General features: G+C 40.5%; 14 protein-coding genes. 3 read left to right on the forward strand and 11 right to left on the reverse strand.

Annotated elements, in window-relative coordinates:
• Window positions 1-13 precede the first annotated feature (13 nt).
• The 5 genes from lepA to rpoE form a co-directional block, all read right to left on the reverse strand.
• Window positions 14-1,804 (reverse strand): translation elongation factor 4, encoded by a 1,791-nt coding sequence (gene lepA / locus H4J61_RS13255; RefSeq protein ID WP_182134923.1) that lies wholly within the window; start codon window positions 1,802-1,804, stop codon window positions 14-16.
• 88 nt (window positions 1,805-1,892) lie between these two features.
• Window positions 1,893-2,369 (reverse strand): SoxR reducing system RseC family protein, encoded by a 477-nt coding sequence (locus H4J61_RS13260; RefSeq protein ID WP_182185380.1) that lies wholly within the window; start codon window positions 2,367-2,369, stop codon window positions 1,893-1,895.
• Window positions 2,366-3,388: a MucB/RseB C-terminal domain-containing protein gene (locus H4J61_RS13265; protein WP_182134919.1), complete on the reverse strand. Its 1,023-nt coding sequence runs from the start codon at window positions 3,386-3,388 to the stop codon at window positions 2,366-2,368. The genes H4J61_RS13260 and H4J61_RS13265 overlap by 4 nt, the downstream gene beginning before the upstream one ends.
• Window positions 3,385-3,978, reverse strand: a complete 594-nt coding sequence (locus H4J61_RS13270; RefSeq protein ID WP_182134917.1) for a sigma-E factor negative regulatory protein — start codon at window positions 3,976-3,978, stop codon at window positions 3,385-3,387. The genes H4J61_RS13265 and H4J61_RS13270 overlap by 4 nt, the downstream gene beginning before the upstream one ends.
• Window positions 3,979-4,115: 137 nt before the next feature.
• Window positions 4,116-4,694, reverse strand: a complete 579-nt coding sequence (rpoE, locus tag H4J61_RS13275; RefSeq protein WP_182134915.1) for an RNA polymerase sigma factor RpoE — start codon at window positions 4,692-4,694, stop codon at window positions 4,116-4,118.
• Window positions 4,695-4,932: 238 nt separating this feature from the next.
• Between rpoE and nadB the strand changes: the two genes are divergently transcribed.
• A complete protein-coding gene (nadB, locus tag H4J61_RS13280) occupies window positions 4,933-6,534 on the forward strand; it encodes an L-aspartate oxidase (RefSeq protein WP_182134913.1) in 1,602 nt (533 codons plus the stop codon).
• A 38-nt stretch (window positions 6,535-6,572) separates the two neighbouring features.
• Here the strand turns inward: nadB and H4J61_RS13285 are convergent, their stop codons facing one another.
• Window positions 6,573-7,052: a protein YgfX gene (locus H4J61_RS13285; protein WP_310650063.1), complete on the reverse strand. Its 480-nt coding sequence runs from the start codon at window positions 7,050-7,052 to the stop codon at window positions 6,573-6,575.
• A complete protein-coding gene (locus tag H4J61_RS13290; RefSeq protein ID WP_182134909.1) occupies window positions 7,012-7,263 on the reverse strand; it encodes a succinate dehydrogenase assembly factor 2 in 252 nt (83 codons plus the stop codon). Before H4J61_RS13290 ends, H4J61_RS13285 begins: the two co-directional genes overlap by 41 nt.
• 197 nt (window positions 7,264-7,460) lie before the next feature.
• Here H4J61_RS13290 and ygfZ point away from each other — a divergent pair, with 197 nt between their 5' ends.
• Complete coding sequence (gene ygfZ, locus H4J61_RS13295) at window positions 7,461-8,426, forward strand: tRNA-modifying protein YgfZ (protein WP_259363322.1); 966 nt, start codon at window positions 7,461-7,463, stop codon at window positions 8,424-8,426.
• An 8-nt stretch (window positions 8,427-8,434) separates the two neighbouring features.
• Window positions 8,435-8,929 (forward strand): peptidylprolyl isomerase, encoded by a 495-nt coding sequence (locus tag H4J61_RS13300; protein ID WP_182134905.1) that lies wholly within the window; start codon window positions 8,435-8,437, stop codon window positions 8,927-8,929.
• Between the two features lie 264 nt (window positions 8,930-9,193).
• Here the strand turns inward: H4J61_RS13300 and H4J61_RS13305 are convergent, their stop codons facing one another.
• The 4 genes from H4J61_RS13305 to guaB form a co-directional block, all read right to left on the reverse strand.
• On the reverse strand, window positions 9,194-11,140 hold the full coding sequence (locus H4J61_RS13305; protein ID WP_259363323.1) for an ATP-dependent DNA helicase RecQ: 1,947 nt from the start codon (window positions 11,138-11,140) through the stop codon (window positions 9,194-9,196).
• A 40-nt stretch (window positions 11,141-11,180) separates the two neighbouring features.
• Window positions 11,181-11,534, reverse strand: coding sequence for a RidA family protein (locus tag H4J61_RS13310; protein WP_182185382.1), 354 nt, complete (start codon window positions 11,532-11,534; stop codon window positions 11,181-11,183).
• 246 nt (window positions 11,535-11,780) lie between these two features.
• A complete protein-coding gene (guaA, locus tag H4J61_RS13315) occupies window positions 11,781-13,358 on the reverse strand; it encodes a glutamine-hydrolyzing GMP synthase (RefSeq protein WP_182185383.1) in 1,578 nt (525 codons plus the stop codon).
• A 242-nt stretch (window positions 13,359-13,600) separates the two neighbouring features.
• Window positions 13,601-15,073 (reverse strand): IMP dehydrogenase, encoded by a 1,473-nt coding sequence (gene guaB, locus H4J61_RS13320; RefSeq protein ID WP_182134897.1) that lies wholly within the window; start codon window positions 15,071-15,073, stop codon window positions 13,601-13,603.
• Between the last annotated feature and the right edge of the window lie 53 nt (window positions 15,074-15,126).

Consider the following 15,126-nt stretch of genomic DNA (forward strand, 5'->3'; position numbering starts at 1 on the left):
CAACTTGGTATTCTTATTTATCTAATTTAAGCACAGCTAAAAACGCTTCTTGTGGTACTTCTACATTACCCACTTGCTTCATACGTTTCTTACCATCTTTTTGCTTCTGCAATAATTTTTTCTTACGAGAGATGTCACCACCATAACATTTTGCGGTAACGTTTTTACGCAGCTGTTTGACCGTAGTTCGAGCGATAACATTGTTACCAATGGCCGCTTGAATAGCGATATCAAACATTTGTCGATGAATTAACTCTTTTAATTTTTCAACTAGCATGCGACCACGGGCAACAGAATTGGCGCGATGAGTGATCATAGCTAACGCATCAACTCGGTCACTATTAATCATCACATCAACACGGACCATGTCAGCCGGCTCAAAACGAATGAAATGATAATCTAATGAGGCATAACCGCGACTGGTGGATTTTAACTTATCAAAAAAGTCCATCACCACTTCTGCCATAGGTAATTCATAAGTTACCGCAACTTGATTACCGTGATAAATAATATCTTTTTGCACACCACGTTTGTCAATACATAAAGTAATAACATTACCTAGATGCTCTTGAGGTACCAGAATATTCGCTTGCACTATTGGCTCACGAATTTCTTCAATATTATTTGTTGCCGGTAAATCGCTTGGATTATCAATAGAGATAACGTCACCATTGGTACAAGCTATTTCATAATTTACTGTTGGCGCTGTTGTGATCAGATCAAGATCATATTCGCGAGCAAGACGCTCTTGCACAATTTCCATGTGCAACATGCCCAAGAAACCAATACGGAAACCAAAACCTAGTGCTGATGAGTTTTCAGGTTCAAAAAACAAAGACGCGTCATTCAAGCTGAGTTTATTTAAAGCATCACGGAAGTTTTCATAATCTTCTGAACTGATCGGAAATATACCGGCGTAAACTTGTGGCTGAACTTTCTTAAAGCCCGGTAAGGCCTTTTGCGCTTCTTTTTTAAAGATAGTTATTGTGTCACCTACTGGTGCACCGTGAATTTCTTTAATACCCGCAACGATAAAGCCAACTTCACCCGCTTTTAATATACCGGTCGGTTTTTGTTTTGGTGTAAAAATACCCACCTTGTCGACAATATGGTGTTGTCCTGTCGACATCACCACCATTTTATCGCCTTTTTTGATTTGGCCATTCATAATTCGAACTAAGGATACTACGCCTTGGTAGTTATCAAACCACGAATCAATAATAAGTGCTTGCAGCGGTGCATCAGGATCACCCTCTGGAGGAGGAATATTCTCAACAATAGTTTCTAGTACGTCTTCAATACCTAAACCGGTTTTAGCCGAACAGGTCACAGCACCCGTAGCGTCAATACCAATAATATTTTCAATTTCTTCACTGACACGCTCAGGATCGGCTTGTGGCAAATCAATTTTATTTAGAATAGGGATGACTTCCAGTTCCATTTCAAGCGCGGTGTAGCAGTTAGCTACAGTTTGAGCTTCAACACCTTGACCAGCGTCAACAACCAGTAAAGCACCTTCACATGACGCTAATGAACGGGAAACTTCATAAGAAAAGTCGACGTGACCTGGCGTGTCGATAAAGTTGAGTTGGTACACTTCACCATTTTTTGCTTTGTAGTCTAACGTAACACTTTGCGCTTTTATGGTGATACCACGTTCGCGCTCAATATCCATAGAATCAAGTACTTGGGCTTCCATTTCACGTTCTTGTAGACCACCACAATGTTGAATTAGGCGATCTGAAAGCGTTGATTTACCGTGATCAATATGGGCGATAATAGAAAAATTTCGAATATGTTTCATAAATGGGAAGTCAAATAAGTTTATAGTTAATTCAATAATGGTGAGATTTTAGCGAATTTAGCGCGCTGGGGCTATCTTTTGTTGCGATTCAATCAGTGATTTCTGTAATCATGATGTTTTGATTTTCTCGACGAATAATTTTTGGCGCCAGTTTTGCACAGGTTGCGCTCTTTATTTGTTGCCTTTTAGCTAGCATAAAGCCACAAAAACCACCGCTAATACCCAATAAAATGGCAAAAATCTCATGAGGTAGTATGGTGTTAATTACTAGCCATTGGCCAAACCAAGAAGCCAATAACAAGCCTAATACTGGCCATAAATAAACTTGCCAAGCCGATTGCAAGAGCGCACTTTCATTTAAGCCTAACACAACGTTATCGCCAAGTTCTAAGGCTAGTGAAGATGTTAAGGTCAACGAAAGTTTTTTCTGTGGAAAAGCTTTTGCCACCTGACCGCTGCCACAATTGTCAACTTGCTGACAGCCACCACAAGCCGATTTTATCAAACTGGTAACGGTGACATTGTCATGGTCAATAGCGACGACGGTGGCTTGTTCTTCTATCATGGTGTGGAATTAGTATTTAAAACAACAGAATCAGCAATGGCCTTTGCCGTTTTTGCTGGAATTTTACCCACAACACTGACTTCAAAGCCGTTAACGACTTGATTCAATACCACGGTTGCCCCATCCATAACATAATCAGTCGCACGTTGGTTGTCTTCACTGGGATTTACGTAAACAGAAACATCGACTAAACCATCATTAAAAAGCATAAATTCAACCGGTTTTTTAGTGGTAGAAATTCGATGACGATTGGCATTTAATCGTTTAAAGCCATCAGGTAACCATTTAACTTGCCATTGCAGTACTTGCTCTTGATACCCAGCTGGAATTTCAATAACTTTTGGCAAGCTTGTTTGCTGTAATTGCAATAAACTCTCACCTAAAGCATCAGTGATATCTAAATGGGTAAACTGTATTTGTTCTAATAATTGACCAGTACGATTTGCCAAAGCGAGTTTTAATAGCATACCAGATTCTTGGTCTAACCATAGCCAGTGTCCGTAACGATAGACATCTTTAGAAACAATACGAATTAATTGCGCAGGTCGCCCTAGCACTCGACTTCGCCCAACAGAGATAAAATCATAGGTTTGACCAAGTGCAGTGACACCTTCGCGCAAAACAGCAGGTATAGGACCGGTTATTTGTTGAGATGTTACTGAGTATGGAGGTAATTCTGGCTCGATATAACTAACAATATTGTCCTTTCGTAAAACATCCCTGCGCGGGCCGTTTAACAAAGAGAGAATTTCTAGCTCATTACCACTTTCATCTACACCATGAAACCAGTGATAAGGTTCTGCCTGATTGTTTTTAACCACAACAAAAGAGGTACTAAAGTTAAGCGTTTGTAAAGAGGTTGCTAGGCGCTCAAGCCAAGGTTCGGCTTGTTCGTTTTCATTGGCCGCTATGGGTGTGCTAATGTCTTCATTAGCCTCCACTGGTGTGCTAATGTTTTCATTGGCTGCTACTGATGTGCTAATGGTAATCAATAGCAGCAGACTTGATATTAGTTTCATTTAGCTGATTCTTCAGCCTTATCTTGTGGTGATGTATGATTGACATCAACTGAACTTAATTTAATTTGTTGTTGATGATCTGACAATAGCGCTTGGAAACGTCTTTGTTGTTCAATAAAAGCTTGTTTCTCACTGCTGCGACTAGTTTGTTGAAAATTTAAGCTTACGGGTTCTGCAACACCACCAAATGGCATAGTTTTAACCACTTGACTGGCCGGTAATAAAGCATCGGTATCAGCGCTATTTTGTTGTACGCCCATGACCATAAGACCGGCTGCAGATGCTGCAATGGCCATTTGACCAAAGGGTTTAGCAAACTGCACCACTTTCGCTTTTAATTTTCCAACAAGATTATTGCTAGTATGAGGCGCTAAAATCGTTGGCTCATCAGCAATCGCTGACGCTATTTGTGATGACAGGTCAAAATTAATAACATCAGAAGTTTCACCGCGCATTACATCACCCATTAAATGGTAACGTTGCCAGGTTGCTGACAAGTGTGAGTCATTGAGGATTTCATCAAATAGTTCATCGTTTTGTTGATCATTATCTACAATCGACGATACTGCCTCAAACTTATTTTCACTCATAAAGACACCTTAAAAAAATAACTCTTCATTCATTAGTTAACAAAAGACTACACTTTTATCAGCTAATACTATATTTATTATGCTTGCGTGTACTGCTGTTGAGCTTATTATTTTTGCATTTAATGTTACTGCATTCTCTATTGCTGTAACAATGGTCTGATTTTTTTATCGACTGCATCACGCGCTCTAAATATTCTTGAACGTACTGTGCCAACAGGACAATCCATAACCGTTGCAATTTCTTCGTAACTTAAGCCTTCTAACTCTCTGAGGTTGATCGCAGTGCGCAAATCTTCCGGCAATTGTTCTATGGTCTTAAATATGACACTTTTAATTTCATTGGTCAGTAATAGTTTTTCTGGTGAGGCATTCTCTCGTAACGCTTCACCCGAGTCATACATTTCTGCATCTTCAATTTCAATATCTGAGCCAGGGGGTTTACGTCCTCCGGCAACTAAGTGGTTTTTCGCACAATTAACAGCGATGCGATACAACCAAGTATAAAAAGCACTATCACCTCGAAAATTAGGTAAAGCTCGATAAGCTTTAATAAATGCTTCTTGTACTATATCAGGCACATCACTATGATTTTTAACATAGCGTGAAACCAAGTTTGCTACTTTATGTTGATATTTAATTACTAGCAGGTTAAATGCGTTTTTATCACCACGTTGCACCCGCTCAACCAACTTTTGGTCAACGTTCTGTTCGCTCATTTGAGCTCCATCTCCTACTCGCCATTATTTCACTTATCTACATCTGGTTTACATCTGGCTCATAGCAAACGCAACAACTCATGGCAAACGCAACAAGTAGGACTAGCCTTATGTTAAAAAGTTCGATAAATATTGAAAAAAATTAAATTTTGTTTATAAAAATAGTTTTCTGCTGTTCTGTAACAGCAATAAAAGCTATATTGGGTCATAGATTATTGTACCTTAATTTTAAGAATATATGAATCAACAACACAACTGTGACGTTTTAATTATCGGCAGTGGCGCAGCAGGATTATCGCTTGCTCTGCATCTAGCCAAAAATGCCGACGTGCTTATTTTAAGCAAAGACCAAATTAACGAAGGCTCAACATTTTATGCCCAAGGGGGTATTGCAGCAGTCTTCGATGAAAATGACAGTATTGCCTCACATGTCGCTGATACCTTAATCGCTGGAGCGGGATTATGCGACGAAGCCATAGTGCAACATACCGCTGAAAATGCCAAAAACTGCTTAGAATGGTTGATTGATAAAGGCGTTGATTTTGATCAAGATGTACCGGCTGCTAATGGAGATATTCGCTATCATTTAACGCGAGAAGGCGGACATAGTCACCGAAGAATTCTGCATTCAGCTGATGCCACAGGTCAAGCCATTCAAACAACCTTGGCATCACAGGTAAAAAATCACCCTCGCATTCGTATTTTTGAACGCTATAACGCTATTGATCTGGTTTATCAAAAAAATAAAGTCAATGCGGAACGTGAATGTATTGGTGCCTATGTATGGAATCGAAATGATGAACACGTTGAGCGCATTTTTGCCCATAAAACTATTTTAGCCACGGGTGGCGCGAGTAAAGTTTATCAATATACCTCAAATCCTGATGTTGCCAGTGGCGATGGTATAGCTATGGCATGGCGCGCTGGTTGTCGCGTTGCAAATATGGAGTTTAATCAATTTCATCCTACTTGTTTATTCCATCCTGAGGCAGGTACCTTTTTATTGACTGAAGCACTAAGAGGCGAAGGCGCACTGCTACTTCGCCCTGATGGTAGCCGATTTATGCCTAGCTTTGATGAACGAGCTGAATTAGCGCCACGTGACATTGTGGCCCGCGCGATCGATTTTGAAATGAAACGACTTGGCGCCGATTGCATGTATTTAGATATTAGCCACAAATCTAGTGATTTTATTAAGCAGCATTTCCCAACCATTTACGAACGCACACTGGCCCTTGGCATCGACATAACAAAACAACCTATGCCAGTGGTACCTGCTGCTCATTACACCTGTGGTGGTGTTATGATTAATCAACAGGGCCAAACCGATATTGAAAATCTATATGCGATAGGCGAAGTCGCTTATACCGGACTACATGGCGCTAATCGCATGGCAAGTAACTCGCTACTAGAGTGCCTAGTATTTGCGCGAGCCGCCGCCATTGATATTGAACAAAAAATTGATATATCAAAACCTTGCATAACACTACCTGCCTGGGATGAAAGCCGAGTTACCGACTCAGATGAAGAAGTGGTTATTCAACATAACTGGCACGAACTGCGATTATTTATGTGGGACTATGTCGGTATTGTACGCACAACAAAACGCTTAGAGCGAGCATTGCACCGAGTCGAACTTTTACAAAGTGAAATCGAAGAATACTACCGACATTTCAGAGTCAGTAATAATTTATTGGAGTTACGAAACTTAGTCCAAGTGGCCGAATTAATTATTAGATCAGCATTAGATCGTAAAGAAAGTCGAGGTTTGCATTATACCTTGGACTTCCCTGATTTATTGACAGAAGCAAAAATTACTATACTTAAACCAGTGGAGTAATAAGGTATTTTTACCCGTAACTTTTCAGTCACCGCTTTTCATCCGTAACTTTTTACCCGCAAGATAGTGCGAGCCAAACGCGCCTGATCTTTGCTAGATAAGCTATCTTTGAAAATAAAGTGTTGAGTAGTTACGGCGTCTCTGCTGCTAAAAACCAACCAATAGCCCCACAAATTAATTTGTGAGTTAGCCGATATTTGCAAAGCTTTTTGATGGTTAAATTGGCATTCACCCGTATCTGATAAAACAAAATTCGCTTTAGTTTTATCTTTGCTTGAGGTAAATAACATCAGCCACTGACTTGCTAGCGGCGCAGGGGCTTGGCGATACAGAAAAATTATAAAGCCCAACAAAGCAGCCATAAAAAATCCCAGCCAAAAGCTAATGCCGAAAAGAACGGTTAAGGTAAGATAAGTAAAACCGAAATAAAATAATAAGTTAAATATCGCCCTATGACTAGAAGGCGATACCTTAATATTATAGTTTAACTCGCTGTAATATAATCTGCACCATGGCATTAAGCTCTTTGTCTTCACAAGTTTCGTGCCCCATAAACCATGCGAATAGCTCAGGATCTTGACACTCTAATAGACGCTCAAAAGTAGCTTTATGTTCTGTAGATAATTCATCGTAAGCCTCTTCAACAAATGGCATAAAAAGTATATCTAACTCTAGCATACCGCGTCGACAAGCCCAGCGAAGTCGAGGTTTATTATCTTTTAATGTCATACATCACTCTAATTAGTAAAATCTCGCCACATTCTAACAAATCCAAAGTTAAAATAGCCACGAATTGATCATTAAATTAGTAAACTTTTAATAGTAAAATAGCAGAAAAATCGGCTATATGCTTGTAATCTGAATAAATGTCCTCACCTATGATGTTAATAGCCTTTTTTTAGCAATATCGCCGGATGATGAACATAATGAATAATAACTTACCTAGTTATAACGAATTACCAGAAGTATTTGCAATCAACCTTGATAGTATTGGCGCCATTACCTTAACGGGTCAAGAACAAATCAAATACCTACAAGGGCAAGTTACCTGTGACGTTGACACCTTGGCGCAGGAAAAGCTCCTTATTGGCGCGCACTGTAACGCCAAAGGTAAAGTATTTTCTGCTTTTCGTTTACTGGAGCGTGAAGAAAAATTTTTCCTACTCCAACCAACAAGTTCGATTGAACAATCTTTAGCAGAACTAAAGAAATTTGCCGTCTTTGCTAAAGTTGAGATAAGCCAAGACACTGAACTGGCTTATTTAGCCATTGCAGGCGAGCAAGCATCAGCTAAAATGGCGACATTATTTCAACAAGTGCCTGACACACTTACACCCGTCGTGCACGAAAATAATACCACCTTGGTTTACCTTGCTGGCAACATTAGCCGCTATATCATTATTGATAACGTTGATAAATTAGCTGATATTTCTGCAACCTTTGATTTTCCAGTCTATGACGGTGCGCTTTGGAACTTACTAGAGATTTCAGCTGGGTTTCCCATGCTCTCTCAACAGTATGTCGCAGAATATGTACCGCAAATGCTAAACCTGCAAGCAATCAATGGCATTAGCTTTACTAAAGGTTGTTATTTAGGCCAAGAAACTGTTGCTCGTATGCAATATTTAGGTAAAAACAAACGCGCGCTTTTTGCCCTAACAGGCAAAGATATGGAGGCTAACGTCGGTGATATCATCGAGAAAAAGCTTGGTGAAAATTGGCGTAAAGCCGGTGATGTATTAGCGGTTTATCAAGCCAGTAATATGCAGACCTACATACAAGGCGTTTTAGCTAACGATGTTGATAATAGCACAGCGCTAAGAATTAAAACCCAAGACTCAGCCCTAACAATAATACCCTTACCTTACAAATTAAGCACAACCACTGAATAGGACATAATATGAAAATTACCGACAACAAAGTTGTTGTACTGCATTACGCAGTATCTGATAACGAAGACACCTTAATTGATAGTTCTTATGATCACAGCCCACTAGCGGTAATTCAAGGTTCTAACTATCTGATCCCTGGCTTGGAAGCAGCCTTAGTTGATCACAAAGCCGGTGATAAATTTGAAGTTGAAGTCAGTGCAGACGATGCTTATGGACAACGTGAAGACGGCTTTGTACAAACCGTACCCAAAGAAATGTTTGCTGGCATTGAAGATTTAGACGTAGGTAGTCAGCTGCGCGCCACGACTGATGAAGGCGAACAAACCGTTATCGTCATTGACGCACAAGAAAATGAGATTACCGTTGATGGTAATCACCCGTTGGCCGGCATGGACTTAAAGTTTGATGTTGAAATTATAGAAGTACGTGATGCTACTGAAGAAGAGTTAGCGCATGGTCATGTTCATGTTGAAGGTGAAGAAGGTTGTGGCCACGATCACTAACACTTATGAATCCAAGCCAAGGCTACTTAACCTTGGCTTAGATTAAAAAAAGGCACTGATAAAGTGCCTTTTTTGATCGGCCTGATATCTCGCTACCACAAGTTATACCAATTTCATTAATTAGGTGGTCTACTTTATACGCAGGAAAAATGGCCAAATATAAGGCATTTATTTTAATAACTAGTTGTTCTAATTATTAAATAAATAACGCAGTAGTTGGTTGTTTTAACCAGTAAAAATGATCAGATAATTAGTGATATGGTATTATACCAAAGGTATGACTTGTGCTTTAATTTCGCTGTAGCGCATATACTGACAAACGCCAAAGTAACTTAATTGCCGCACTTTAGCGCGGGTAAATAACGGCACACTCATGCCAGACAAAAATCGACAAATAGTATCAGTAGACAAGATATTCGCTGATTCACCGACAGGAGACTTTAACGTTGAAAAATGCTGTTGCAACTGCTTAATACCTAGAGCAATTGTGTCAACACTCACTGTTTGATGATTGCTTGAATAAGGTAATATTGCCACCTGCCCACGACAAACGGAACAATGCCCACAGTTTTTTGGTGCACGTTGATCATCAAAGTATTGCGAGAGCTGCTGAGTTAAACAATGTTCACTTTGAAAAAACGCGACCAGCTTAGTGATACGCTCGATTTCGGCTTGCTCTTTGTCAGAAAAGTAATCAAAAAGCGTATCAACCAAAGCATTATTTTCTAACGCTGCCATGTTGACACTAAAGACTTCTGTTGCCTTTTTCGTTTCCAACACAATATGCTGCTGCTCTGCTAAATACTCAAGCGCTGCAACAATACGTTTTCTCGGCGCTTGATGACGCGCATACATAAGATCAAAGTCGGGCTCACCCCAAATTTTCTTCATTTTTGCGCAATTAAAAACTTGTGCTAAAAATTCATTACGCTCGGCATTAAATGCGCTGATGATTTGCGCTTTTGGCGTAACAAATTTAAATTTAAAATCAGCAAAATAGCTAAATTTAGCGTCAATAACCCCAAGTAATTCTAACTGAACCAATAAGGTTTTTAATGGCAGCTGTTTAATATTACTGGCATTTGACAAGCTCAGCACTTGCAGTTCCCATTGGCCATTTTGCATTTCGTTACGTATGTTTTGCAACACATAGTCGATGCTTGAGCGCTCAGGCGTGTCAGCATAAACAAAGTTTTCTACGGTATGAATACCATCAAGATTAGCCAGAGTAAAACAGGCAGCATTAGCTTTGTCTCGACCTGCCCGGCCAATTTCTTGACTATAGTTTTCAATAGATTTGGGTAAATCATAATGAATAACAAAACGGATATTGGCTTTATCTATCCCCATACCAAAAGCGATAGTTGCGACGATAATCGGGGTTTTTCCGTGCATAAAGTCTTGCTGAATTTGCTTGCGCACATCATCTTTAAAACCGGCATGGTAAGCCTTTGCGGCTATACCTTGTTGTTGCAAAAAGTTAGCTACTTTTTCAGCACTTTGTTGCAAAGTAACATAAATAATACCGCAGCCTTGGTGCTGGCGAATTAAATCAACCAGTGTTTGGTTTTTCTCTCTTTCTGCGACTGGTAAAACAGATAGATCTAAGTTGCTGCGATAAAAACCTGTTTGCACTATATGCTCATCAGTAATGGCAAATTTATTAGCCATATCCTGCTTAACTTGTTTAGTGGCTGTGGCGGTAAGTAAAAGCACTAGGGGAATATTGAGCTCTTGTCGATAACGTGGCAATTTTAAATAATCAGGTCGAAAATTATGACCCCATTCTGAAATACAATGTGCTTCGTCTACCACCAACATAGAAATAGCAATAGCTTCAATAAACTGACGAAAGCGCTCATTTTTAAACCGCTCAACTGATACCATCAAAATTTTTATTTTACCTGAGCGAACGTCACGGGTAATTTGCTGACTCTCTTCAAATGATAATGTTGAATCGATACTGGCCGCGGCAATGCCTTTTGTATGCAAAAATGCGAGTTGGTCTTTCATTAAGGCCAATAAGGGCGATACCACCAAGGTTAAATGCGGTAAATTTATTGCCGCTAATTGATAGCATAAACTCTTACCGGCACCGGTAGGGAAAATGGCTAAGGAAGAGTCACCATTAAGTAACTGCGTTATCGTTTGCTCTTGCCCGGTTCTAAACTCATCAAATCCAAAGGTAGTTTTTAATGATTGCTCTAACATCAACATAATTGCCCTACTGCTTAAATATATACTGTCTAGTCTATGATATTAAGGCAGCAACAACACTTATTTCGACCAAAAGCACATCTCTTGCCATCGCCGCTTGCACGCAAGCACGAGCGGGTGCAAAACCTACTGGCACCCAAGCATCCCATACTGTGTTCATAGCAGCAAAATCAGTCATCGTTTTTAGGTATATTGTTGCTGATAACATATGCTGCTTTGAACTCCCTGCTTCTACTAATAAAGTCTCAACCTTATCGAGCATAGTTTGTGTTTGCTCGGTAATACTTTGCGTGGCGTCAGCGCAAACCTGACCACATAAATAAACTGTGCCATTGTGTTTTACTATGCGGCTCATGCGCGCTTTAGTCTCTAGTCTTTCAATTGTCATTATTCTCGCCTTGATATAGTTAAAATCGCTGCGCCTTCATATCCATGTAATCGCAGCATACCCTAACATCTGGTACATAAAAAACCCCAAGGTTTACACCTTAGGGTTTTATAATATTAATGAAAAAATAATTGAGGTCATCAACACAGGAAGAAGATTCAAATTCAAGGCGAAGGCACCAAGCCTAGTTTACTCGCTGAGTACTGCTAACGCAGAGTTGAATGTTCTCACCCGCTTAAGGCTCAGTTACTCCCATTCAATAGTCGCGGGTGGTTTACCCGATATATCGTAAACTACGCGAGAAATACCATCTACTTCGTTGATAATACGGTTAGACACTAGGCCTAAGAACTCGTAGGGTAGATGTGACCAACGTGCGGTCATAAAATCGATAGTTTCTACACAACGTAGGCTAACTACCCAATCATATTTACGTGCATCGCCCATCACGCCAACTGAACGTACCGGTAAAAATACCGTGAAAGCTTGGCTGACTTTTTTATACAAGTCATGTTTGTGTAATTCTTCAATGAAAATGTGATCAGCACGACGTAATAAGTCAGCATATTCTTTTTTCACTTCACCTAAAATTCGCACACCTAAACCAGGTCCAGGAAATGGATGACGATAAAGCATGTCGTAAGGTAGTCCTAGCTCAAGGCCTATTTTACGCACTTCATCTTTGAATAACTCACGTAATGGCTCAACTAAGCCAAGTTTCATATGTTCAGGTAAGCCACCCACATTATGGTGCGACTTAATCACATGTGCTTTACCGGTTGCTGACGCGGCTGACTCAATAACATCAGGGTAGATAGTACCTTGAGCTAACCATTTAGCATTACTGAGTTTATTGGCTTCTTCATCAAAAATTTCAACAAAAACATTACCAATAATTTTACGTTTTTTCTCAGGATCACTCTCGTCAGCCAAACGGTCTAAGAAGCGGTTTTCGGCATTAACATGAATGATATTCAAACCAAAATGGTCGCCGAACATATCCATGACTTGTTGGCCTTCGTTTAAACGCAGTAAACCGTTATCAACAAAAACACAAGTTAATTTATCGCCAATTGCCTGATGTAACAGCATGGCAACAACTGATGAGTCAACACCACCCGATAAGCCAAGTACGACTTCATCATCACCGACTTGCGCTTTCATTTTGGCAATCGCGTCTTCAATAATTGACGCTGATGTCCAAAGCTTTTCACATTGACAAATATCAACAACGAAATGCTCAAGAATACGTAAACCTTGCTTGGTATGAGTCACTTCAGGGTGAAATTGCACCCCGTAAAATTGCTTCTCTTCATTGACCATAGCGGCATATTTACAGCTAGGGGTTTGTGCAACCGTAACGAAGCCGGCAGGAATAGCTGATACTTTATCACCATGGCTCATCCAGACATCTAACAAGGCATTACCGTTTTCACTGACATGGTCTTCAATGGCATTAAAGAGTGCAGATTTAGTAATAACTTCAACCGCAGCATAACCGAATTCTTTCTGCTCAGAGCTTTCAACGCTGCCGCCTAATTGCTCAGCCATGGTTTGCATACCATAGCAAATACCTAAAACAGGTACACCGGCATTAAACACATACTCTGGCGCACGTGGTGAATTATGCTCAGTAACCGACTCAGGTCCACCAGCTAAAATAATACCGGTTGGATTAAAAGCTTTAAGTTGTTCTTCTGTAACATCCCAAGCCCATAATTCACAATAAACCCCAATTTCACGCACACGACGAGCGATGAGTTGGGTGTACTGTGAACCGAAGTCTAATATGAGTATGCGGTGATCATGAATGTCTTTACTCATGTTGTTTTCCTACTTTTATTTTTAAATGTATAAAATGAACAGGCTGAGCGTTCGCTCTATTTGAGTTACTGCTCAGCCTATTTGAATTGTTGTCGATGAGGTATTCGCCTGCATCAGTTTTTCTACTTTCTATCGCTATTCAATTGATAAAATTGCCGTCCAGTTCAAGGTGCTAGCGCGGAGCCTAGTTTCCTAAGTGAGCACTTACAACGCCAAGATTGGCCGACAATAATTCAATAACGCTAACCCATACGGTAGTTGGGTGCTTCTTTAGTGATAGCTACATCATGCACATGCGACTCGCCCATACCAGCAGAAGTAATCTTCATAAATTCAGGCTTAGTGCGCATTATTTCAATTGTCGCTGAGCCAGTTAAGCCCATTGATGAACGTAAACCGCCCATTTGTTGGTGAATAATAGCGGCAACAGGACCTTTATAAGCAACACGGCCTTCAATTCCTTCTGGTACGAGTTTGTCGGCTTCACCGTCAGATTTTTGGAAATAACGGTCACTTGAGCCTTCTTTTTGGCTCATGGCGCCTAAAGAGCCCATGCCGCGATATGACTTGTAGTAACGTCCTTGATAAAGCTCTACTTCACCTGGCGCCTCTTCAGTGCCTGCCAACATGCTGCCGACCATCACACAATGCGCGCCGGCCACTAGTGCCTTAGCAATATCACCAGAAAAACGAATTCCCCCATCGGCGATAACGGGAATACCCGTACCTTTTAAGGCTTCAACCGCATTAGAAATAGCGGTCAATTGTGGTACACCAACACCGGTAACGATACGGGTAGTACAAATAGAACCTGGGCCTATGCCAACTTTTACCGCATCCACTCCAACATCAGCTAATGCTCTAGCGCCAGCGCCAGTAGCAACATTTCCGGCAATAATTTGTAAGTCAGGATATCTGCCACGTGTTTCAGCAACACGGTCAAGCACACCTTGTGAGTGACCGTGAGAGGTATCAATCAATAATACATCGACTCCAGCAGCAACAAGCGCATCTATACGCTCATCGGTACCCGCACCAACACCAACAGCAGCACCAACGCGTAAGCGGCCTAATTCATCTTTACAAGCGTTAGGTTTATTTTCAGCTTTTTGGTAATCTTTAACTGTGATCAACCCTTTTAGTGTGAAGGCGTCATCAACCATAAGGATTTTTTCGATGCGATGTTCGTGCATTAAACTTAAAATGACTTCACGTGACGCACCTTCTTTGACGGTCACTAATTTGTCTTTTTTAGTCATCAATGCTGAAACCGGTTTTGTTAAGTCTGTTTCAAAACGTAAGTCGCGACCGGTAATAATACCAATCAACTTATTTTTTTCATCAACAACAGGAAAACCAGAAAAACCAAGTTCATCAGCTAGGCGCATAGTGTCTTCGATACTTGCACTTGGGTTGACTGTGACGGGATCTGAAACAATACCACTTTCATATTTCTTAACTTGAGAAACATTTTTGGCCTGTTCAGCTATGGTCATATTTTTATGGATAAACCCGATGCCACCTTCTTGTGCTAAGGTAATGGCTAAACGCGCTTCGGTCACTGTGTCCATCGACGCAGAGATCATAGGTACATTTAAATTTATCTTTCGAGTTAATTTAGTTTTTAAATCGGCAGTATGGGGCAGTACCGTAGAATGGGCAGGTACCAGTAAAACATCGTCAAAGGTTAACGCTTCTTGAGCAATTCTTAGCATCGCAACATCTCTCTAAAGTGAGTGGTTAGGGAGGAAATATTGCGGCAGAATTT

The sequence above is a fragment of the Colwellia sp. MB3u-4 genome (genome assembly GCF_014077065.1).
Taxonomy (GTDB): domain Bacteria; phylum Pseudomonadota; class Gammaproteobacteria; order Enterobacterales; family Alteromonadaceae; genus Cognaticolwellia.

Coding starts and splice junctions, on each gene's coding strand:
- lepA (WP_182134923.1), bottom strand. CDS start 1,804: ATGAAACATATTCGAAATTTTTCTATTATCGCCCATATTGATCACGGT.
- H4J61_RS13260 (WP_182185380.1), bottom strand. CDS start 2,369: ATGATAGAAGAACAAGCCACCGTCGTCGCTATTGACCATGACAATGTC.
- H4J61_RS13265 (WP_182134919.1), bottom strand. CDS start 3,388: ATGAAACTAATATCAAGTCTGCTGCTATTGATTACCATTAGCACATCA.
- H4J61_RS13270 (WP_182134917.1), bottom strand. CDS start 3,978: ATGAGTGAAAATAAGTTTGAGGCAGTATCGTCGATTGTAGATAATGAT.
- rpoE (WP_182134915.1), bottom strand. CDS start 4,694: ATGAGCGAACAGAACGTTGACCAAAAGTTGGTTGAGCGGGTGCAACGT.
- nadB (WP_182134913.1), top strand. CDS start 4,933: ATGAATCAACAACACAACTGTGACGTTTTAATTATCGGCAGTGGCGCA.
- H4J61_RS13285 (WP_310650063.1), bottom strand. CDS start 7,052: ATGCCATGGTGCAGATTATATTACAGCGAGTTAAACTATAATATTAAG.
- H4J61_RS13290 (WP_182134909.1), bottom strand. CDS start 7,263: ATGACATTAAAAGATAATAAACCTCGACTTCGCTGGGCTTGTCGACGC.
- ygfZ (WP_259363322.1), top strand. CDS start 7,461: ATGAATAATAACTTACCTAGTTATAACGAATTACCAGAAGTATTTGCA.
- H4J61_RS13300 (WP_182134905.1), top strand. CDS start 8,435: ATGAAAATTACCGACAACAAAGTTGTTGTACTGCATTACGCAGTATCT.
- H4J61_RS13305 (WP_259363323.1), bottom strand. CDS start 11,140: ATGTTAGAGCAATCATTAAAAACTACCTTTGGATTTGATGAGTTTAGA.
- H4J61_RS13310 (WP_182185382.1), bottom strand. CDS start 11,534: ATGACAATTGAAAGACTAGAGACTAAAGCGCGCATGAGCCGCATAGTA.
- guaA (WP_182185383.1), bottom strand. CDS start 13,358: ATGAGTAAAGACATTCATGATCACCGCATACTCATATTAGACTTCGGT.
- guaB (WP_182134897.1), bottom strand. CDS start 15,073: ATGCTAAGAATTGCTCAAGAAGCGTTAACCTTTGACGATGTTTTACTG.